This window comes from Oceanobacillus damuensis, from assembly GCF_001618145.1.
GTDB classification, from domain to species: Bacteria; Bacillota; Bacilli; order Bacillales; family Amphibacillaceae; genus Oceanobacillus; species Oceanobacillus damuensis.
On sequence record NZ_LQNF01000019.1, the window covers coordinates 61,053 to 82,529 of the forward strand.

General features: G+C 42.7%; 21 protein-coding genes. All 21 read left to right on the forward strand.

Going from position 1 to position 21,477, the window contains the following annotated elements:
* Positions 1-482 precede the first annotated feature (482 nt).
* The 21 genes from rpoE to upp all read left to right on the forward strand — a co-directional run bounded on the left by rpoE (position 483) and on the right by upp (position 21,361).
* Positions 483-980, forward strand: a complete 498-nt coding sequence (gene rpoE / locus A4245_RS12695) for a DNA-directed RNA polymerase subunit delta (protein WP_067728480.1) — start codon at positions 483-485, stop codon at positions 978-980.
* 395 nt (positions 981-1,375) lie between these two features.
* Positions 1,376-2,989, forward strand: coding sequence for a CTP synthase (locus A4245_RS12700; protein ID WP_067728482.1), 1,614 nt, complete (start codon positions 1,376-1,378; stop codon positions 2,987-2,989).
* A 194-nt stretch (positions 2,990-3,183) separates the two neighbouring features.
* Positions 3,184-3,543 (forward strand): response regulator, encoded by a 360-nt coding sequence (locus A4245_RS12705; protein ID WP_067728484.1) that lies wholly within the window; start codon positions 3,184-3,186, stop codon positions 3,541-3,543.
* A gap of 118 nt (positions 3,544-3,661) precedes the next feature.
* Entirely contained in the window at positions 3,662-4,519 is an 858-nt protein-coding gene (fba, locus tag A4245_RS12710) for a class II fructose-1,6-bisphosphate aldolase (protein ID WP_067728486.1), read from the forward strand.
* Positions 4,520-4,610: 91 nt separating this feature from the next.
* The gene (gene fsa, locus A4245_RS12715; RefSeq protein ID WP_067728518.1) at positions 4,611-5,252 is read left to right on the forward strand and encodes a fructose-6-phosphate aldolase; all 642 of its coding nucleotides are present in this window, start codon (positions 4,611-4,613) and stop codon (positions 5,250-5,252) included.
* Positions 5,253-5,408: 156 nt separating this feature from the next.
* Complete coding sequence (locus A4245_RS12720) at positions 5,409-6,695, forward strand: UDP-N-acetylglucosamine 1-carboxyvinyltransferase (RefSeq protein WP_067728487.1); 1,287 nt, start codon at positions 5,409-5,411, stop codon at positions 6,693-6,695.
* Positions 6,696-6,799: 104 nt separating this feature from the next.
* Positions 6,800-7,768: a class II fructose-bisphosphatase gene (glpX, locus tag A4245_RS12725; protein WP_067728489.1), complete on the forward strand. Its 969-nt coding sequence runs from the start codon at positions 6,800-6,802 to the stop codon at positions 7,766-7,768.
* Positions 7,769-8,218: 450 nt separating this feature from the next.
* Positions 8,219-9,499 (forward strand): transcription termination factor Rho, encoded by a 1,281-nt coding sequence (gene rho / locus A4245_RS12730; protein WP_067728491.1) that lies wholly within the window; start codon positions 8,219-8,221, stop codon positions 9,497-9,499.
* 182 nt (positions 9,500-9,681) lie between these two features.
* Positions 9,682-9,927, forward strand: coding sequence for a type B 50S ribosomal protein L31 (locus A4245_RS12735; protein ID WP_010648391.1), 246 nt, complete (start codon positions 9,682-9,684; stop codon positions 9,925-9,927).
* Positions 9,928-10,478: 551 nt separating this feature from the next.
* Entirely contained in the window at positions 10,479-11,099 is a 621-nt protein-coding gene (locus tag A4245_RS12740) for a thymidine kinase (RefSeq protein WP_067728493.1), read from the forward strand.
* Positions 11,100-11,284: 185 nt separating this feature from the next.
* Positions 11,285-12,277: a nuclease-related domain-containing protein gene (locus tag A4245_RS12745; RefSeq protein ID WP_067728495.1), complete on the forward strand. Its 993-nt coding sequence runs from the start codon at positions 11,285-11,287 to the stop codon at positions 12,275-12,277.
* Between the two features lie 290 nt (positions 12,278-12,567).
* A complete protein-coding gene (gene prfA, locus A4245_RS12750; RefSeq protein WP_067728497.1) occupies positions 12,568-13,638 on the forward strand; it encodes a peptide chain release factor 1 in 1,071 nt (356 codons plus the stop codon).
* Between the two features lies 1 nt (position 13,639).
* Positions 13,640-14,497: a peptide chain release factor N(5)-glutamine methyltransferase gene (prmC, locus tag A4245_RS12755; protein ID WP_067728499.1), complete on the forward strand. Its 858-nt coding sequence runs from the start codon at positions 13,640-13,642 to the stop codon at positions 14,495-14,497.
* A 341-nt stretch (positions 14,498-14,838) separates the two neighbouring features.
* The gene (gene spoIIR, locus A4245_RS12760) at positions 14,839-15,444 is read left to right on the forward strand and encodes a stage II sporulation protein R (RefSeq protein ID WP_067728502.1); all 606 of its coding nucleotides are present in this window, start codon (positions 14,839-14,841) and stop codon (positions 15,442-15,444) included.
* Positions 15,445-15,520: 76 nt separating this feature from the next.
* Complete coding sequence (locus A4245_RS12765; RefSeq protein ID WP_067728504.1) at positions 15,521-15,922, forward strand: GNAT family N-acetyltransferase; 402 nt, start codon at positions 15,521-15,523, stop codon at positions 15,920-15,922.
* Between the two features lie 183 nt (positions 15,923-16,105).
* A complete protein-coding gene (locus A4245_RS12770) occupies positions 16,106-17,128 on the forward strand; it encodes an L-threonylcarbamoyladenylate synthase (protein WP_067728506.1) in 1,023 nt (340 codons plus the stop codon).
* Positions 17,129-17,221: 93 nt separating this feature from the next.
* Positions 17,222-17,770 (forward strand): manganese efflux pump MntP, encoded by a 549-nt coding sequence (locus A4245_RS12775; protein WP_067728508.1) that lies wholly within the window; start codon positions 17,222-17,224, stop codon positions 17,768-17,770.
* 89 nt (positions 17,771-17,859) lie between these two features.
* Positions 17,860-18,465, forward strand: coding sequence for a low molecular weight protein arginine phosphatase (locus A4245_RS12780; RefSeq protein ID WP_067728510.1), 606 nt, complete (start codon positions 17,860-17,862; stop codon positions 18,463-18,465).
* Between the two features lie 246 nt (positions 18,466-18,711).
* Positions 18,712-19,287 carry a TIGR01440 family protein gene (locus tag A4245_RS12785; RefSeq protein WP_067728512.1) on the forward strand — a complete coding sequence of 192 codons (576 nt, stop codon included), beginning with the start codon at positions 18,712-18,714 and terminating at the stop codon, positions 19,285-19,287.
* A gap of 75 nt (positions 19,288-19,362) precedes the next feature.
* Positions 19,363-20,598: a serine hydroxymethyltransferase gene (locus A4245_RS12790; RefSeq protein ID WP_067728514.1), complete on the forward strand. Its 1,236-nt coding sequence runs from the start codon at positions 19,363-19,365 to the stop codon at positions 20,596-20,598.
* A 133-nt stretch (positions 20,599-20,731) separates the two neighbouring features.
* Entirely contained in the window at positions 20,732-21,361 is a 630-nt protein-coding gene (gene upp / locus A4245_RS12795; protein WP_067728515.1) for a uracil phosphoribosyltransferase, read from the forward strand.
* Positions 21,362-21,477 lie beyond the last annotated feature (116 nt).

Here is a 21,477-nt window from a genome sequence, read left to right on the forward strand (position 1 = left end):
CTGATCGGAAAACGGATGCGGCCACGAAGCAATAAAAAAGCATGGAAGATTGATGAATGAATGCATTCTCAACTTTTTCATGCTTTTATTGATTGTGCAAAAAGGAGGATAACAGTTCGAGGCGGCGCAGTCCCCTTACCGGATTCCTAAGACTGTGGTCACTGCTGCGTTGTCCACGGGGTCTGCCGTTTAATGTAAAAGTTCCCTGATTGTTTTAGCGAGAGCAAACGAGAAAAGTGCATTCTTTTTCAAGCCGCAAAATCCAAGCATTCCCTTTCAAAATACGGCGTATCATCTTTTCCGGACTTCTTGAACAATGTTTTTATTCTGGTGTCTTGCATATATCATTGATTATAATGTAATATATGTTTATTCTAAATAAAATGGTATAGTTAATTATGTATTTTAAGTACGTGAAAATGGATGATTATAAATTGGCCTTAGAAAAGCCTTCAATATTTTAGTAAAGGGAGTGCATGACCGTGAGCTTGGAAAATTTTAGCCACGAAGAAATACAGGATATGTCGATGATTGAAGTCGCAAGTAAAATTTTATTTGAAGAAAAGAAAGCAATCAATTACAGAGAACTATTTGATAAAATCGCAGAGATTAAAGGTTTTTCCAAAAAACAGAAGGAAGACAATATTTCCCAGTTTTATACAGATATGAATGTGGACGGACGGTTTCTGACACTAGGTTCCGGCATGTGGGGTCTCAAACGCTGGTATCCTGTGGAACAAGCTGAAGAAGAGATTACAGAAGTACCGAAAAAGAAGAAAGTCAAAAAGAAGAAAAAAGCAGTTGTGGAAGATGTCGAAGCACTTGATATCGTTGATGATGATATTGCTGATGTGGTCGATGACTTTGATGATCTTGACGATGATCTGGAAGATGACGGTTTCGATGATGACTTTGATGACGACATTGAAGAAGATCTGGATGAAGATGTCGATGAAGATTTGGATGAGGAAAAGAATTAAAAGGGTTGCTTGACTTTTTAATGGAGTATGAGTACAATTTTTATTGGGCTCTTTGAATTTAAAAACAAAGCGTTTCCCCGGGCAATACTGGGGAAACGCTTTTCTTATTTTTTTCAAATTAAGCATAATAAGATAAATGCGGGTTTAACAGGAGGATAAAAAGGACAGTGGGCTAAGTGCAACGTCCTGGAGCTGCGGTTAATAGCTCCATCGATAAACTTTGCGCAGCACGATCATATAACTGGCATATTCTCTCAGCTCATACATTTTAAGGAAGTATATCTTTGAGTGACGGGCTGGTGCAGACTGTATATACAGCTGGAAATATCGATTTTGTCCTTTTTATCGGCTGATTGAACATCATTTAAGAAATTGGATAGAAAGAAGGAAGAATAGTGACTAAATATATCTTTGTCACCGGTGGAGTAGTGTCTTCTTTAGGTAAGGGGATTACAGCTGCTTCACTTGGTCGTTTATTAAAAAATCGAGGCTTAAAAGTTACAATCCAGAAATTTGACCCATATATCAACGTGGATCCAGGCACGATGAGTCCGTATCAGCATGGAGAAGTTTTTGTTACGACTGATGGGGCAGAAACAGATCTGGACTTAGGCCATTATGAACGTTTTATCGACATCAATTTAAATAAGTTCAGCAATATCACAACAGGAAAAGTTTATTCCAGTGTGATCAGAAAAGAGCGACGCGGAGACTATCTTGGCGGTACCGTACAGGTTATTCCGCATATCACAAATGAGATTAAGGATCAGGTTTTTCGTGCAGGTGAAGCGACAGGGGCAGATGTCGTTATTACGGAGATCGGTGGTACAGTTGGTGATATTGAATCATTGCCATTCCTGGAAGCAATTCGTCAGATCAAGAGCGATGTAGGCCGCGATAGTGTGCTGTATGTGCATTGTACACTTGTACCGTATATTAAAGTAGCAGGCGAAATGAAAACAAAACCTACCCAGCACAGTGTAAAAGAGCTGCGTTCATTGGGCATTCAGCCGGATGTAATTGTGTTGCGAACAGAACTCCCCATCAGTAAAGAGTCAAAAGAGAAAATTGCATTGTTCTGTGATATCAACGAAAAAGCGGTTATTGAAATGCGTGATGCAGACACATTGTATCAAGTGCCAATCGCCCTTCAGGAGCAAAAGCTTGACCAATTGACCTGTGATCATTTTGGTTTGGATTGCGGAGAAGCGGACATGAAAGAATGGAAAAAACTCGTCTCCAAGGTGAGAAATCTTTCCAAAACAGTCGACATCGGTTTAGTAGGTAAATACGTAGAATTGCCGGATGCATATTTATCTGTTGTGGAATCATTGAAACATGCCGGATATGATTTCGATGCAGATATCAATATCCATTGGATCAATTCCGAATCTCTGGATAAAACAGCCATTGAAGCAGAACTTTCACAGGTGGATGGAATCCTCGTTCCAGGCGGATTTGGTGATCGTGGTATTGAAGGTAAAATTGAAGCCATCCGTTATGCACGCGAAAATAATATTCCTTTCTTCGGAATTTGCCTTGGCATGCAGCTTGCATCTGTAGAATTTGCCCGTAATGTGGTAGGATTGGATGGTGCGCATTCAGCAGAAATTGATCCGAAAACACCACATCCAATCATTGATTTGCTGCCTGAACAAAAAGATATTGAAGATCTTGGCGGTACATTGAGACTTGGATCATACCCTTGCAAATTAAAGGATGGAACAAAAACGAAAGCAGCTTACAACGGGGCAGATACAATTGAAGAACGCCATCGTCACCGTTATGAATTTAACAATGATTACCGTGAACAAATGGCTGAGCAAGGTTTTATCTTCTCAGGTACAAGCCCTGACGGCAGATTGGTTGAAACAATCGAGATTGAAAATCATCCTTGGTTTGTAGCCTGCCAATTTCATCCAGAATTCACATCACGTCCAACAAGAGCACAAAGCTTATTTAAAGGCTTTATCGGTGCATCTATCGAGCAGAAAAGCGAAATGAACTAATTTTAATTTAAAACCACTCTGACTAAAATCACAGAGTGGTTTTTTGCTTGCAAACGTTGAATTGACGGCATTTCCGAGCAACGCAAAATACCCAGATATTTCGACAAAATTCGGGGAGTGACAGGCACTTTTTTAAAATAAAGAAGGATTATGTAAAGATTTATAGAATTGAATAAGGGGGGAAATTAGAACTTATGCCAAAGGAGATATTAGTTGTAGATGATCAGCCTGGAATCCGTTTGCTTTTGACAGATATTTTGACCAGCGAAGGCTATCATGTTTCCTTAGCAAGTACAGGCAAGGAAGCGTTAGATAAAATTAATAAGGAATCATACGATTTAATCATTCTGGATTATAAACTGCCGATCGTTGACGGCAAAGAGATATTGGAAATATTGGAAAAAGAAGAAAGAGATATCTCAGTCATATTAATGAGTGGTATGGCCGAAAATATTAAACAAGAAATTGAAAAAATAAAAATGGTAAGGAGAATAATCGCAAAGCCTTTTAATATAAAGGATTTTTGTGCACATGTTGAAGAAATTCTCCTGTAAGCAGCTTGTTTGGGCATTCCTTACTTGTTGCGCCAATCAGTTGTAGTTGGTATTCTTATACTGTAAGTAAAATCAGCATAAATACTTGTTTATAGAAAAGCAAGAAGGAGGATTTTTAATGCCATTAGTGTCTATGAAAGAAATGCTTGAAAAAGGTAAAGGAAATGGATATGCAGTAGGACAGTTCAACATCAACAACCTCGAATATATTCAGGCGATCCTGCAAGCTGCCGAAGAAGAAAAGTCACCAGTTATTCTAGGTGTTTCTGAAGGTGCAGGCAAATATATGGGTGGTTTTAACGTTGTCGTTGCAATGGTAAAATCATTGATGGAATCCTATGGTACAACAGTGCCGGTTGCAATCCATCTAGATCATGGTTCAAGTTTTGAAAAATGTGCACAAGCTATTCATGCAGGATTCACTTCTGTAATGATTGATGCTTCACATTCACCGATAGAAGAAAATGTTGCATTGACGAAAAAGGTTGTAGAACTTGCACATATTCATGGTGTATCTGTTGAAGCCGAAGTTGGAACAGTAGGTGGAGAAGAAGACGGAGTAATCGGTGGCGTAATGTATGCAGATAAAGATGAATGTAAACAGCTCGTTACAGAAGCTGGCATTGACTGTCTTGCACCGGCATTAGGGTCTGTTCATGGCGAATATGATGGAGAACCAAACCTGGGATTTGCAGAAATGGAAGAAATCCTGAATCTTGTCCAAGTTCCTCTTGTGCTTCATGGTGGTACGGGAATCCCGACAAAAGACATTCAAAAAGCAATTTCACTAGGAACTGCTAAAATCAATGTAAACACAGAAAACCAACTTGCACAAACAAAAGCAGTTCGTGAAACACTGGACGCAAAACCAAAGCTTTATGATCCACGTAAATACTTAGGACCTGGTACAGAAGCGATCAAAGAAACTGTAAAAGGTAAAATGCGCGAATTCGGTTCATCCCAACAAGCGCAATAAATAAAGAGGAAATATTACAACAGAAAAGCTGTTCCTGCTGGTTCAGCTTTTCGCCAGAGAAAAAGACATGGAAAGTGAAGGTGTACATTTAATGAAATTTTTTATCGATACAGCAAACATAGAGGAAATCCGTCAGGCAAATGAACTGGGCGTATTGGCAGGAGTTACGACAAACCCAAGTCTTGTAGTGAAAGAAGGAGTATCTTTTCATGACCGTCTTCGCGAGATTACTGCGGAAGTAACAGAAGGCTCCGTAAGTGCAGAAGTTATCGCTGAAGATGCACAAGGCATGATTGAAGAAGGTAAGGAACTGGCTGCAATCGCCCCAAACATCACAGTAAAGGTACCGATGACATTGGAAGGGCTGAAAGCAGTTAAAGCCTTCAGCGACCTGAATATCAAAACAAATGTTACCTTGATTTTCAACGCTAATCAGGCATTGCTTGCTGCACGTGCCGGCGCGACATATGTCTCTCCATTCCTTGGACGTCTGGATGATATCGGACAGGATGGAATGACGTTGATCGCAACCATTGCTGAAATTTTCGACCGTCACAACGTCAGCACAGAAATTATTGCAGCATCAATCCGCCATCCATTACATGTAACGGATGCAGCTGTGAATGGAGCACATATTGCAACCATTCCTTATAAGGTGTTGTCCTCTCTTGTAAAACACCCATTGACAGACCAAGGTATTGAAAAATTCCTGGCAGACTGGAACAATCAATAATAATTGCATGAAATTGGTAAAATAGGAAAGTAATAATAACAGCGAAATTACTTGATTATTAAAGAGGTTTTGGTATTATCAGGGCCAAAAAATACAACAGGAAACACTGTGTGTTCAATTATTTTTTGGACAACCTCTCAGGAACGAGGTATTCAAATGCAGAAATTGTTAGTTGAAGGTGGCCATGAACTGAATGGCGAGGTTCGTATCAGCGGAGCAAAGAACAGTGCTGTAGCATTGCTTCCGGCATCTATACTGGCGGATTCAGAAGTTACCATTGAAGGACTACCGGAAATTTCAGATGTTCAGACACTAGGTGATCTGCTGGAGGAAATAGGTGGCAGTGTCTCCTTAAAGGGCCGGGATATGACCATCAATCCTGAAAACATGGTAGCAATGCCATTGCCAAATGGAAAGGTGAAAAAGCTGCGCGCTTCCTATTATTTTATGGGAGCAATGCTTGGTAAGTTCAACAAGGCTGTTATTGGACTCCCGGGGGGCTGCTATCTCGGTCCGCGTCCTATCGATCAGCATATTAAAGGATTTGAAGCACTTGGAGCTGAAGTTACAAATGAACAAGGCGCCATATACCTGCGTGCAAAAGAGCTGAGAGGTGCCAGAATTTATTTGGATGTTGTCAGTGTCGGTGCAACGATCAATATCATGCTTGCGGCTGTTAAGGCAAAGGGTAAAACGGTAATTGAGAATGCGGCGAAAGAGCCGGAAATAATCGATGTTGCCACATTGCTCACCAATATGGGAGCAAAGATTAAAGGTGTCGGGACAGATGTGATCCGTATCGAGGGTGTTTCGGCATTGCACGGCTGCAAGCATACAATCATTCCCGATCGTATCGAGGCTGGAACATATGCCATTGCAGCAGCAGCCCAAGGGAAAGAAGTTATTATTGATAATGTTATTTCCCAGCATCTGGAGTCACTTATCGCGAAATTACGGGAAATGAATGTCACTGTGGAGGAAAGTGATGAACAGCTTTACATCGCCAGAAAAGGTCCTTTAAAAAGCGTTGATGTAAAGACACTGGTTTATCCAGGGTTTGCGACAGACCTTCAGCAGCCATTCACTTCCTTGCTAACGAAGGCAACCGGTACAGGCGTCATTACGGATACAATCTATTCCGCTCGTTTGAAGCATATCGATGAATTACGAAGAATGAATGCAGTAATCAAGGTGGAAGGCGGTTCTGTGATTGTTTCTGGACCAACGCAATTGGAAGGAGCAAGAGTGAAAGCTTCCGACCTCCGCGCTGGTGCAGCACTGGTCATTGCCGGACTGATTGCCAACGGGATTACGGAAGTTACCGGCCTTGAGCATATTGACCGGGGTTATGAAAAGATTACAGAGAAACTGACAAACCTCGGAGCCAATATCTGGCGCGAAGAAATGACCGAACAGGAAATCATACAGTTCCAAAACTCCTGACGAAGCGATTCGACCGTTTGGGGAAATGACTTTTATAACCATGACCAGCTCTTATAAATATATTCTTTTGGGATGAGTATATTTTTTAAAAGGAGATGGAAAACATGGAAAGAAGTTTATCAATGGAATTGGTACGTGTAACAGAGGCAGCGGCATTGGAATCAGCCCGATGGATGGGAAGAGGTGTCAAAGACGAAGCGGATGATGCAGCAACGACTGCAATGCGCTCCGTCTTTGACACTATCCCGATGAAGGGTACAGTTGTAATTGGTGAGGGCGAAATGGATGAAGCCCCAATGCTGTATATCGGTGAAGAACTGGGAACTGGTGATGGTCCGGGAGTTGACGTAGCAGTAGATCCGCTCGAAGGAACTGAAATTGTTGCACAGGGGACATGGAATGCATTGACCGTTATAGCGATTGCCGACAAAGGTACGCTGCTTCATGCACCCGACATGTATATGGACAAAATTGCGGTCGGCCCGGAAGCAGTCGGTATGATAGATATTAATGCCCCTGTCATCGATAATCTGAGAGCAGTTGCGAAAGCAAAAAACAAAAATATAGAAGATGTTGTTGCTACAGTACTTGATCGGCCTCGTCATGCTAAATTAATCGCAGAGATCCGCAATTCAGGAGCGAGAATCAAATTGATTCCTGCGGGAGACGTGGCAGCTGCTATCAATACAGCATTCGAAAATACCGGTGTTGACATTTTACTAGGCTCCGGTGGCGCTCCTGAAGGGGTTATTGCAGCAGCGGCACTTAAGTGTCTCGGTGGTGAACTTCAGGGGAAGCTATTGCCATCCAATGAAGAGGAAACAGAGCGTTGTGAAAAAATGGGCATCACTGACTTGAATAAAGTGTTTTATATGGATGATTTCTGCAGTGGTGATGATGCAATTTTCGCCGCTACAGGAGTGACCGATGGGGAGCTTTTAAAAGGGGTCCAATTCAAAGGCTCCAAAGCGACTACACAGTCACTTGTCATGCGTGCAAAAAGTGGGACTGTCAGATTTGTTGACGGAGAACACAGCCTGAAGAAAAAACCGAACCTTGTTATAAAGTCTTAAGCTAAATGAATAAAGGAAGCCAAATATAACTTGGCTTCCTTTTCTAGCATTATATTATACTATGAAAAAGTTTAATGTAACATGGATACAGCAATAATATTCGCTAATTATAAAAATGATATTGAATAATACCTTCTAAAAGAGTAATATAATATATGTTTAATAAAGGCATATCTTGGCTAATCTGTTTGTACACGGGAAAAACCATACAAATGACGGCAAAGAGGATCTTAAGACTTCTATCTATAGCTTCTGTTAAACTCTGCATTTCTTCGAGGACACCCTTCCATAAGAAGTGGCATTATCAAATCAATATACAGCAATTTTTTAAAATTTTATACTTATTAAATCTGGTTAATTAGGCGGTAATAAATAGCCACACAGCAATTTTTTCCGCAATAAATTAAACCTACCTGACAAAAGATTATAAGGAATAGGCGTGGTGATTGAGTGGAGACATTAACAATCTCGAACTTAGAGACAATGACATTAAAAGAAATCTATGCGTTGGCAAAAGAATATAAAGTATCCTATTATTCTAAACTGACTAAAAAAGAACTAATCTTTGCAATTTTAAAAGCACAGGCAGAAAAGGATGGCTTCCTGTTTATGAATGGAGTGCTGGAAATCATTCCCTCGGAGGGCTTCGGTTTTCTGAGACCGATCAACTATTCACCAAGTGCTGAAGATATATACATTTCCGCTTCCCAAATCCGCCGTTTCGATTTAAGAAATGGGGATAAAGTATCCGGTAAAGTACGTCCACCTAAAGAAAATGAACGCTATTACGGTTTATTGCATGTCGATGCAGTTAACGATGAGGACCCCGATTCCTCCAAGGAACGTGTGCATTTTCCTGGATTGACGGCTCTATATCCAGACCGTGCAATTAAACTGGAAACAGAAGCAAACAAGCTTTCAACCAGAATTATGGATCTGATGACACCGGTCGGTTTTGGCCAGCGTGGACTTATCGTTGCGCCACCAAAAGCTGGTAAAACAATGCTGATTAAAGAAATTGCAAACAGCATTTCAAAAAACCATCCGGAGGCAAAGCTGATCATCCTGCTTGTTGATGAGCGTCCGGAAGAAGTAACGGATATCGAGCGTTCTGTTGCACCTGATGTTGATGTAGTCAGCTCGACTTTTGATGAGGTGCCGGAAAGCCATATTAAAGTGTCCGAGCTTGTACTCGAACGCGCGATGCGCCTTGTTGAACATAAGCGTGACGTGATCGTGCTGATGGACAGTATTACACGCCTGGCCCGTGCATATAACCTGGTCATCCCACCAAGTGGACGTACGCTCTCCGGTGGTATTGACCCAGCTGCATTCCATCGTCCGAAACGCTTCTTCGGGGCAGCAAGAAACATTGAAGAAGGCGGAAGCTTCACGATTTTGGCAACAGCATTGATTGAAACAGGATCACGAATGGATGACGTTATTTACGAGGAATTCAAGGGTACAGGGAATATGGAACTGCATTTGGCCCGCAGCCTGGCGGAACGAAGAATTTTCCCTGCAATCGACATTTTACGTTCTGGAACTCGAAAAGAAGAATTGCTTGTTGACAAGGGACATTTGGACAAAATGTGGGCCATCCGCAAAACGATGCAGGATTCCCACGACTTCCTCGAACGTTTCCTGAAACGTTTGAAGGCTTCAAAGAGCAACGAAGAATTTTTGCAGGCAATGGATGAGGAAATGAAGCGCAAAGGCATGTCCAAATAGGGACGAGCAAAAACAAACCATTACCCTTAACTTTTGGGAAAATAAGTTTGCCCCCTATTGCATTCGCAACACCAGACTGTTATAATCTTTCTATGTGAGTTTAGATAAGGTGATCATCACCTATGACGGCTCTTACAATAACTCTGTTTCTCAGGACTCAGGGCAAAAAGGAGTGGAAGAACATGAAAAAGGATATTCATCCGGAGTACAGAAAAGTAGTTTTTCTTGATACTAGTTCAGATTACAAATTCTTGAGCGGATCAACTAGAGGATCCAACGAAACAATCGAATGGGAAGATGGTAACACATACCCATTGATCAAAGTTGAGATCAGCTCTGATTCACACCCATTCTACACAGGTAAACAAAAAGCAGACAAAGTCGGCGGCCGTGTAGACCGATTCAAGAAAAAATATAATATGAAATAAGAAGGCTGAGGCGACTGACCAGAAGCGGCGGCATAAGCAAGGCACCGGAAACGCTAAGGTTTTGGCGTTGTAGTGTGAATTGCTTATGACCGCAGCTTCTAGGAGCCGAAGCTGGACTATGTAAGAAAGTGGAGTCGACCGGTTAGGAGCGGATGCATAAGCAGGCGACCGTAGAGTGCGTGGTTTTCCCACTCGGAGTGTCTACTGCTTATGACCGCGCAGCTGGGCGACTTCGCTCTCTTGATCAAACGTTTGATCAACTTAAAAAGGACAGGCAAAATGTCTATATTTTGCCTGTTTTTTTACTTTGCAGTAAAGATCCATGTTTTTTTAAAACATAAATGCAGCTGATCACGAATGCCGAGTTTTCTAAGCCGGCAGGAGCATAAACCAACCGAACTGCATAAGTACAGCTAAGGCTGTGGACGCAATGCTTGGTGACAGTAAAGCTTTCTAATATAATGATAAAACATGTTAATTATGTCGAAATTAGTGGTAAACTAATCACTATACATAATGATTAATTATCCGCGACGAGAGGGGTTTACAACATGTATGTAATGAAACAAAGCGGCTGGGTGGAAGTGATATGCGGCAGCATGTTTTCCGGAAAATCAGAAGAACTCATTCGCCGCGTGCGCAGGGCAACCTATGCCAATTTGTCGGTTCGCGTCTTCAAGCCGGCCATCGATGACCGCTATGATGATACAGCCGTCGTCTCCCACAACGGCTCGTCCACGATTGCCCGACCAATTAATAAATCCGTAGAAATTCTTGAACATATCGATAACAATGTAGACATTGTCGGAATAGATGAAGTTCAATTTTTCGATGAAGATGTAGTTGAAATCGCAGAAGAACTCGCAAACAGAGGCATCCGTGTCATTGCTGCAGGACTGGATACCGATTTTCGCGGAGAACCATTCGGACCAATGCCAAAACTAATGGCACTCAGTGAATCTGTAACTAAACTGAACGCAATCTGCCCGGTATGCGGCTCCCCCGCAAGCCGTACACAGCGCTTGATCAACGGAGAACCAGCATCCTATGATGATCCAATTATCCTTGTCGGTGCATCCGAATCCTATGAACCAAGATGCCGCCATCATCATGAGGTGCCGAATAAACCAGCCAGCAATGTGATCAATAATTTAATTAATACCGTAAAATAAAAAGAAGCATCCAACAGGGGGTGCTTCTTTTTGGCAGATACTTTTGTATCTGCATAAGTGCAACTAAGGCTGTAACCGAAAGGCTTAGTGACAACCAAGTTTTCTAAAAAAATTGGCAAAAAAGAAGGGAAATTGTCATGCGTGATAGAAATAATAATGAAACAAAAGGAGTGTGATATGATAAGATGTTTTTTAAGCTATACGATAAGCAAATAGAGGTAATGCGTCTTAAGGCATTAGAAAGCCGAGTCCCGACCCACCACCCAAAAAAAGAAATGGTAGTACGTGATCTTAAAAAGAAAAAATCCGAAGTAGCTGGCGAAAAAGAACTGGACTACCCACTTGGTTTTCTTGATTCGGAGAAGTATCTTATCCTTCACAATATTAGGCTTAAGGATGAGAATGGCTATTTTCAAATTGATACATTGGTGCTTGCTTCGAAATTTTATTTGATACTTGAAGTGAAAAATTGGCAAGGAACAGTCATATTCGATGACAACGGCCAGGTTATCCGCAAACGCAGTAACGAGGAGGAAGAAGGTTTTCCAAACCCAATTCCCCAAGTGAAAACCCAAACATTCCGCCTCCGAAAATGGTTAAGGAAACACAGCTTCCCCGAAATGGAAATCGAATCCTTCATCGTCATCGCCTTTCCCAGTACAATTGTTAAATCTGCACATCCTGGGACCCGGATCCCCGAACAAGTAATCCTTAACAATCAAATCCATTTCAAAATACTGGAATTGGAAAAAAAGCCATACAACCACCAAACTTCCATCGCCATCCTTCGTGAAGTGGCACAAAAATTATTAGAACAGCATACACCCACTAAGAGTAACCTTCTCCAAAAATATAGGCTCGACCATTCGGAATTAATAAAAGGTGTTTTCTGCCCGGAATGCCAGTTCATACCGATGATAAGGTCTAAGTATAAATGGACCTGCACCAAATGCGGAGCTTTTTCCCGATGCGCCCACCGCGCTGCACTCGAGGATTATCAGTTGTTAATTGGAAATACGATTACAAATAAGCAGGCACGGGAATTTTTATTGGTGGAGTCACCATATGCTGCAAAAAGAATCTTACAAAGTGAAAATCTGATCCAAATTGGCAATAAAAAAGGCAGGATTTACCGATTCGCCGATAAAAACCCGAATTCGCCGTTAAAACTGAAATAGCGCCGATAAATAAGCGGGAATCGCCGATAAAATTAACAAAACCGCCGATAAACTGCGCAATAGCTGTGCACGGACCCGCGTCCTTGTTCCGCGCTCGCTTTGCCGCCCGCAGTCCTCGTGCATATTATGCTCCTGTAAGCACCACGCCCATCTTACGGACCGCCCCCGCTCCACACGCCCGCACCCTGCAGACCAGCACTCAAACACGCACCCAGCTCCCGAACCACGCATTGACCACCGCACCCCCTATATACTATAATTAGACTGTTAATCAGAAAGAGGTGTACGTGATGTTAGATCGTTTACAAACATTGGAAGATCGTTACAATAAATTGAATGAGATGCTGAGTGACCCTGAAATTATCAGTGATACAAAAAAATTGCGTGAATACTCGAAGGAACAGTCCGGCTTGGAGGACGTGGTTCAGGCTTATCGTGAATATAAAGATGTAACTGGCCAGTTAAAAGATGCAAAGGAAATGCTGAACGATAAATTGGATTCAGAAATGCAGGAAATGGTGAAGCTTGAAATCGAGGAGCTTACCGAATCCAAAAAGGAATTGGAAGAACGAATGAGGATCCTCCTGCTTCCGAAAGATCCTAACGATGATAAGAATGTCATTATGGAAATACGCGGTGCAGCTGGTGGAGATGAGGCTGCTCTATTTGCCGGTGACCTTTATCGTATGTACTCCAGGTATGCAGAGCAACAGGGCTGGAAAATTGAAGTGATGGAAGCAAGCTCAACAGGTGTCGGTGGCTATAAGGAAATCATCTTTATGATCAACGGAAGTGATGTGTATTCCAAACTGAAATATGAAAATGGGGCGCATCGTGTGCAACGTGTACCGGAAACAGAGTCGGGCGGCCGGATTCATACGTCTACTGCAACGGTTGCCGTATTGCCTGAAGCAGAAGAGGTGGAAGTTGACATCCATGAAAAAGATATTCGGGTGGATACATTCGCCTCCAGTGGACCTGGCGGGCAAAGTGTAAACACGACAATGTCTGCAGTCCGTCTAACACACGAACCGACAGGAACGGTTGTGTCCATTCAGGATGAAAAATCCCAGATCAAAAATAAGGAAAAAGCAATGAAGGTCTTACGTGCCCGTGTGTATGATAAGTTTCAGCAAGAAGCGCAGGCCGAATATGATGAGAACAGAAAATCAGCGGTAGGCACAGGGGATCGATCAGAGCGTATCCGTACGTACAACTACCCGCAAAACCGTGTAACGGATCACCGCATTGGCTTGACCATTCAAAAGCTTGATCAAATCATGCAAGGAAAATTGGATGAATTTGTGGATGCATTAATTATGGAAGAGCAGGCTAAAAAACTCGAACAGATTGGTGAATAAGATGGCCGAACAAAAACAATTCGAAGTCCTTCGCTGGGCTTCTCTTTTTTTAGAAAAACATGATCGCGAATCGAGGGTTGCGGAAATCCTTCTGCAGCATCACCTCGGCGTTTCGCGATCGCAATTTTTCATGCTTATGCAGGATCAGGTCCCGACGGATGTTGCCGACCGATTCAAAAAGGATATTGAAGCACACGTGCTGACAGGTGTTCCTGTCCAGCATCTAATGGGGTATGAAACATTTTATGGCAGGGATTTTACCGTGAATAAGCATGTGCTGATCCCAAGACCAGAAACCGAGGAGCTTGTCCTGCATGTGATCGAGTCTGCTAAGGATATCGAAGCCGAACAATTGACAATCGTGGATATTGGGACGGGCAGCGGGATCATCGCTATTACACTTGCACTGGAATTGCCTTATTCACAGGTGTATGCAACAGACATTTCCGATGATGCGCTTGCAGTTGCCAGACAAAATGCCGCGCAATTACATGCAGATGTTACATTTCTAAAGGGGGATTTTCTGCAGCCGGTAATCGATGAAAAAATCAGGGCGCATATCATCGTATCCAATCCACCTTACATTGCCAAATCAGAAGCTCTGTCCATATCAGATACGGTGAAAGATTTCGATCCGGAGCTTGCGCTATTTGCCGAGAACAATGGTTTGGCTGCTTATGAGAAAATAGTTGACCAGGCACCAGCAGCCCTACAGCCAAAGGCACTGCTCGCATTTGAAATTGGGCATAAGCAAAGTGAAGCACTGCACGCAATCATCCATCAAACCTTTCCGGATAGCAACGTTAAAACGATTAAGGATATCCATAAAAAGAATCGCATCGTGTCAGTGAAAATTTAACGTATTGCAGCAAACTTCCCGCCGGTTGGATGTGATAAATTGGCTTTTCCGAAGCAATGAAAATCTTTCGTCATGGAAATGAGAAGCTCCGATTCAAGCATTAGCTATGCGGCGGGCCGGCCGGATCACACAATCCGCCCGCTCAATCATGCCCAACTGGACTATAAGAAAACTTGGCTATCACTAAGCATTTCAGTACCAACCTCAGTTGCACTTATGCAGGCTGGCAAGTTTATACTTTCCTAACTGCCAAGAAAAATGATAAATTGCTAGAATACTAGTTTAAAAATAAATTCTCCTGTCCATACTGGCAATTAAACAGTTGGAAAGGGGAATTTTTAATGAGAAAGCTATTATTTATTGTACTTGTATTTTTTATCTTATTTTTAGCGATGCCGACAAATGGAGTGGGGAAGCAACTGTCAACCGAGGCAGATTATCAGGTTATTCCTGACGAAGCAATTCGTCTGAGAATATTGGCAAATAGTGATGATGAAGCCGATCAGGAATTGAAGCGTATGGTCCGTGACAATGTCAATGAACAGGTCACCGAATGGGTGCAGCATATAACGGATATCGAGGAAGCCAGGAAATTGATAGAGTCCCGAATAGATGAACTGGAAGTGATTGTAGAGGAAACGATTGAGAAAGCTGGCAGGGATAATGAATACAATGTGGAATACGGCAAAAACGTGACATTTCCTACAAAGCTTTATGGTTCTTTTTTATACCCGGCAGGTGAATATGAGGCAATCTTGATTACCATTGGGGAGGGCAAAGGTGCAAACTGGTGGTGTGTCCTGTTTCCGCCATTATGTTTCCTTGATTTTTTTAACGGTACCTCGGTAGCGGAAGCCGATACTGTCGAGGATGAGATGGAAACCCCAGAAGAAGGCGAAGAAACAGAAGTAAAATTTTTCCTTTTTGAATGGTTCGGATGGTCATAGTTTCTCTCCTAAATGCATAGGATAAAAGAAAAGGTGCATCATATTTCTATCAAAGTCACTAATAGAGGTGAATCCAATGAAAATAATGGTTGCGAAAGAAGCGTCCTACGTTCAGCTTGAAGGGTTTTTCAGGAAAAATAGGAATGTGGATAAGCAGAGTGTCTATCATAATGGCTATGTAGTGGAAATTAAAGGGGAAATTGAAGGGTGCTTTATACTGGATCAGGTGGAGAATGATAATTTTTGGCTGAAGCAGCTTTATATTACCCAGTCTGAGGCAGGCAGGCTTCCATTTCTGCTGGAAGCAATTTTAACCTTGGCCAAACAGCGCAAAGCAAAAAGTGTCTATGTGCACAGTCACCAGCCGGTTGTGGATATTTTGCTTGAGGCATTGCAATTCCACCCACAAAAGGAAAAAATGTTTGAGGATAAATATCCGGTAACAAAGGGGAGCTGGTGGGCATACAACGTTTCATAAAAGTTACTAACATTATACACAATAAGCTGTGTATAAATCGGGATAAGATGTTAATAAAATCAACAAAATGTGGATAACCTTCATCTTTCTGTGAATGAACAGGACGGAAAAATGATGGTTATCCACATTTTGCGTAAATCGTTTCTATCCTCTAAAATATAGGATAGAAATGAGGTAGCAATAATGACAGATACGAAACGCTGGAACATACAAAATGATGAAACCTATAATAATCAGGCAATCTATGAAGCGGCACAACTAATAAAGCGGGGGGAGACTGTTGCGTTTCCTACCGAGACAGTTTATGGGCTTGGGGCGGATGCAACAGATGGTGCTGCGGTTGCTAAGATTTTTCAGGCGAAGGGGCGCCCCCAGGACAATCCGCTGATTGCCCATGTTGCAACTATCGATCAGCTGAGGCGGCTTGTGGATAACTTACCGGCCTATGCAGAAAAATTACTGCAGGCATTTTCACCAGGTCCATTGACGCTTGTATTGCCAAGCAATGGAACATGCTCAGCCAATGTCACTGCCGGATTATCCAGCATTGGCGTCCGGATTCCAGACCATCCGGTTGCACAGGCTTTATTGAAGGCAGCAGATGTACCTGTTGCCGCGCCAAGTGCCAATCTTTCCGGTAAGCCGAGTCCAACGGCTGCCGATCATGTTTGGGAGGATCTCCAAGGAAAAATCGCAGGGCTGCTGGACGGTGGAGCAACAGGCGTCGGACTGGAATCGACGGTAATTGATTGTACCCAGGAAATTCCCATTATTTTAAGACCAGGCGGAATCACAAAGGAGCAGCTGGAAGAAGTTGTCGGTACAGTTATGCTTGATCCGGGGCTTGCAAATAAAAAGGAAAAGCCAAAATCACCCGGAATGAAATATAGGCATTATTCTCCTGAAGTCCCCTTATGGCTTGTTGCAGGACGAGCGGAAAACATACAAGCCATTATAGACAGGGAAAAGACTAACGGGAATCGTATCGGTGTCCTGGCAAGCAATACTACTGCGGGAAAGATACAGGCAGATGAAATTATCGCACTTGGTGAAAATATTGGTGAAATCGCAACCCATCTCTATGATGGCCTGAGAAAATTTAAGCAAGGTGACGTCGACCTGATTATCTGTGAATCTTTTTCAGAAGAAGGAATCGGCCAGGCTGTAATGAACCGGTTGAAAAAGGCTGCAGAGTATATTGTTTAAGGATTCCATCAATATTTAACGACTTTAAAATGGCATTCATATGTCCCAATCCACATGCATATAGTTAATAAGCATGTCCAAGGGGGATAATGGATGTCTTTTTCTGGTGAATTTATATCTATATTATTTTTGGCGATAGCACTTGGGATGGATGCTTTTTCTGTAAGTCTCGGATTGGGAATGCTCAAGCTGCGTCTAAAAAGGATTGCACTTATCGGAATGACGGTAGGGATTTTTCATATTGCGATGCCGCTTGCCGGGATATTGATCGGGACGGCAATCTCGTCCCAAATTGGGAATTTAACGTCACTTGTCGGTGGTGCCCTGCTGTTCGTTCTAGGTGCCCAGATGTTTTTCTCCGCATTTAATCATGAGGTCAAAAGCAGGGTATCTCCGGTAGGTGCCGGTCTGCTTCTGATTGCCTTCAGTGTGAGCATAGACAGCTTTACCGTCGGATTGAGCCTTGGAATTTCCGGTGTTAAAACATTTCTCGTGTTGATGATGTTTGGCGCAGTAAGCTGCTTTCTCACTTGTACGGCCATGCTGATCGGGAGGAAGGTACAGGGCTATCTTGGAACATACAGTGAATTGCTCGGTGGAAGCATATTATGCGGGTTTGGATTATATATCCTGTTTGGGTGAGGAGATTTCCGGTTCGACCGGAAATTTCTTTCTTTTCTTTCAATGAATATGGTATATTTGTCACATAATTAAAAATCGGAGGTTTCATCATGAATATTTTATTTGTTTGTACAGGGAACACGTGCAGAAGCCCGATGGCAGAGGCTTTATTAAAGAAAAAAATGCCTGAGGCCAACGTGCAATCAGCCGGAATATATGCAAGCAAAAATCTCCGTGCAAATGAAAAAGCTATTCAGGTACTTCAAGAACGTGGAATAAAAATCGAACATCAATCCCAGCCGGTAACTTCCGGCTTGCTGCAGTGGGCTGATGTTGTGCTTACAATGACGACACAGCATAAGCAATCACTGATTGTCAATTTTCCGGATTATCAGGAAAAGTATTATACACTTAAGGAATTTGTTTCGGAATCAGATAAAAAAGTGTGGCAGGAATTACGGAAAGCCTATGCAGATTATGAAGTGAAACGCTCGACCTTCATTCGGGAAAACCAGTCAGAATTGGATGCTGCCGAACTGCACAAGCAGCTTGAACTTCATTTGGGCGAAGATCTGTCCGTGATTCAAAGGCTTGAGTCCGACCTGATCAATTATGATATTTCCGACCCGTTTGGCGGAAATCTAGAAACCTACCAGGAATCACTCGATGAGCTGGACGAAAACATCGATCTGTTAATTAGAAAAATAAAGAAGTAGCTGGGGGAAGTAGTCATACTTCTGCTGGCACAGAAGAGGTAAATGCAGCCATCCAGGAGCAGGTATCAACGATGGAGCAGGTGGACAGGCTGGCACAGAAAATGGAAGAACAGGCACAAAACTTGAATAAACAAATCAATCGATTTAAAATTTAGAATATATATCCGAATTTCGCAAAAATGCCCACTTCTCATGTAATGTAGGTCTAAAGAATCTTGACATCATACAAGGACAGGTGAAAAAATAATGTCATATGAAACTATACAGCACGATATGAAACAGGTTGTAGAGCAATGGATGTCGAGCGACTATTTACGGGAAGGTGAACTGTTTGTGCTAGGCTGTTCGACAAGTGAAGTTGCAGGCAAGCATATAGGGACATCCGGCAGCGAACAAATTGCTGCAGTGATTTTTAATGAAATGAAAGTATTACAGGAAAAATCAGGTGTTCAGCTTGCCTTTCAATGCTGTGAACATTTAAACCGTGCACTTGTCGTCGAACGGGAAACGGCTGCTGAATATATGCTTGACGAGGTATCCGTCATACCGGTCCCTAAAGCAGGTGGTTCGATGGCTTCATACGCATATAAGCAGATGACAGATCCGGTAGTAGTAGAAACGATTCAATCCCGGGCACATGCTGGGATGGATATCGGTGAAACAATGATAGGCATGCATCTGAAGCATGTGGCGGTTCCGCTTCGTTTTAAACAACGGAATATAGGCAATGCCCGATTGGCTGCAGCACGTACCCGTCCAAAACTGATTGGCGGGAGTCGCGCAAATTATGAAGATACACGTTTGAATGACACATGTAACTAAATGAACTCTGGGCCGACATACATCGTCCCATCAAATATCTTATTGTCAAACATTCATACATAGGGGGATTTCCGAATGGAACATGTACAACAAGCAGATTTAGAAGTATTCAATGCAATGCAGGCAGAAAAGACGCGTCAACAGGACAAAATCGAATTGATTGCATCGGAAAATTTTGTGTCAGAAGCAGTTATGCAGGCAATGGGGTCCATTTTAACGAATAAATATGCAGAAGGATATCCGGCAAAAAGATATTATGGTGGTTGCGAACATGTCGATGTCGTAGAGAACCTTGCCCGCGATCGCGCCAAGGAACTATTCGGTGCAGATCATGCCAATGTGCAGCCACACTCCGGTGCACAGGCGAATATGGCGGTCTATTTCTCCGTGCTTGCGCCTGGTGATACAGTACTTGGTATGAACCTGAACCATGGTGGACATCTAACACATGGCAGCCCTGTCAACTTCAGTGGAAAACTTTATAACTTTGTTGACTATGGGGTGGATAAAGAAACAGAACAGCTTGATTATGAAGCTGTGCTTGCAAAGGCAAAAGAAGTACAACCGAAATTGATTGTTGCTGGTGCAAGCGCGTATTCCCGCACCATCGATTTTGCCAAATTCCGCGAAATCGCTGACGCCGTGGATGCGTATCTGATGGTTGACATGGCGCATATTGCCGGACTTGTTGCAACTGGTGAACACCCAAATCCAGTGCCATATGCTGACTTTGTGACAACAACGACACATAAAACATTGCGTGGGCCGCGTGGTGGAATGATTCTTTGCAAAGAACAATATGCAAAGCAAATTGACAAATCCATTTTCCCTGGAATCCAAGGTGGTCCATTAATGCATGTGATCGCTGCAAAGGCAGTGTCATTTAAAGAGGCATTATCGGATGATTTTAAAACGTACGCAAAAAACATTGTCCACAATGCAAAAGTTCTCGGTGAGGCACTAACGAAAGAAGGTGTCCGCATTGTTTCTGGCGGCACAGACAATCACCTCCTATTGCTGGATGTAACGCCACTGAACCTGACTGGAAAAGTTGCGGAAAAGGCTTTGGATGACATCGGCATTACAACAAACAAAAATACAATCCCATTTGATACGGAAAGTCCTTTCGTGACGAGCGGCATCCGAATCGGTACAGCAGCCGTCACCACGCGTGGTTTCGGTGAACAAGAAATGAAGGAAATTGCAGCAATTATTTTCCTGACACTTCATAACCATGAAGATGAAGCGAAATTGGAAGAAGCAGCAAAACGTGTCATTGCTTTAACTGAAAAATTTCCATTATATGCATAAACACCTGAGGATGTCCCATTTATAGGGGGCATCCTTATTACGTTTTCCTAACAAGTTTTGTCTAAACTTGAAAACTCGCCTTTTTTTCAGTACAATTTTAAAGATATGACAAATCTGAAGGAGTGATTTGACAATGGGAAACGTATTCGTATTCGATCATCCGTTAATTCAACATAAATTAACGTACATAAGAGATAAAAATACAGGGACAAAAGAATTTCGTGAACTTGTGGACGAAGTGGCAATGCTGATGGCCTTTGAAATTACGAGGGACCTGCCATTGCAAGAAGTTGATGTGGAAACACCAGTAATGGTATCCAAATCAAAACAGCTGGCAGGGAAGAAAATTGGCCTCGTTCCAATTTTACGCGCCGGACTTGGAATGGTGGACGGTGTGCGCAAACTGATCCCCGCTGCAAAAGTGGGACATGTTGGGCTATATCGTGACCCGGAGACATTGAAACCAGTGGAGTACTATATCAAGTTACCTTCTGACATCGAGGAACGTGAACTGATTGTGATCGACCCAATGCTTGCGACAGGCGGATCGGCAAATGATGCAATTGCCTCCCTGAAAAAACGCGGAGCGAAAAATATTCGGCTCATGTGCCTGATTGCGGCACCAGAAGGCGTTGAAGTAATCAAAAAAGCACATCCGGACGTAGACATTTACTTAGCTGCAATGGATGAAAAACTGGACGACCATGGTTACATCGTTCCTGGCCTGGGCGATGCCGGCGACCGCCTTTTCGGAACCAAATAATTAACATGACGAGCTGCTATTAACCCTGCTGATTGGGAGATAGCAGCTTTATTTCGGAGGATAAGAAAGCATTCCTGTAACAAAGCAAAATGAGGATTGAATAAAAAAAGTCCCCT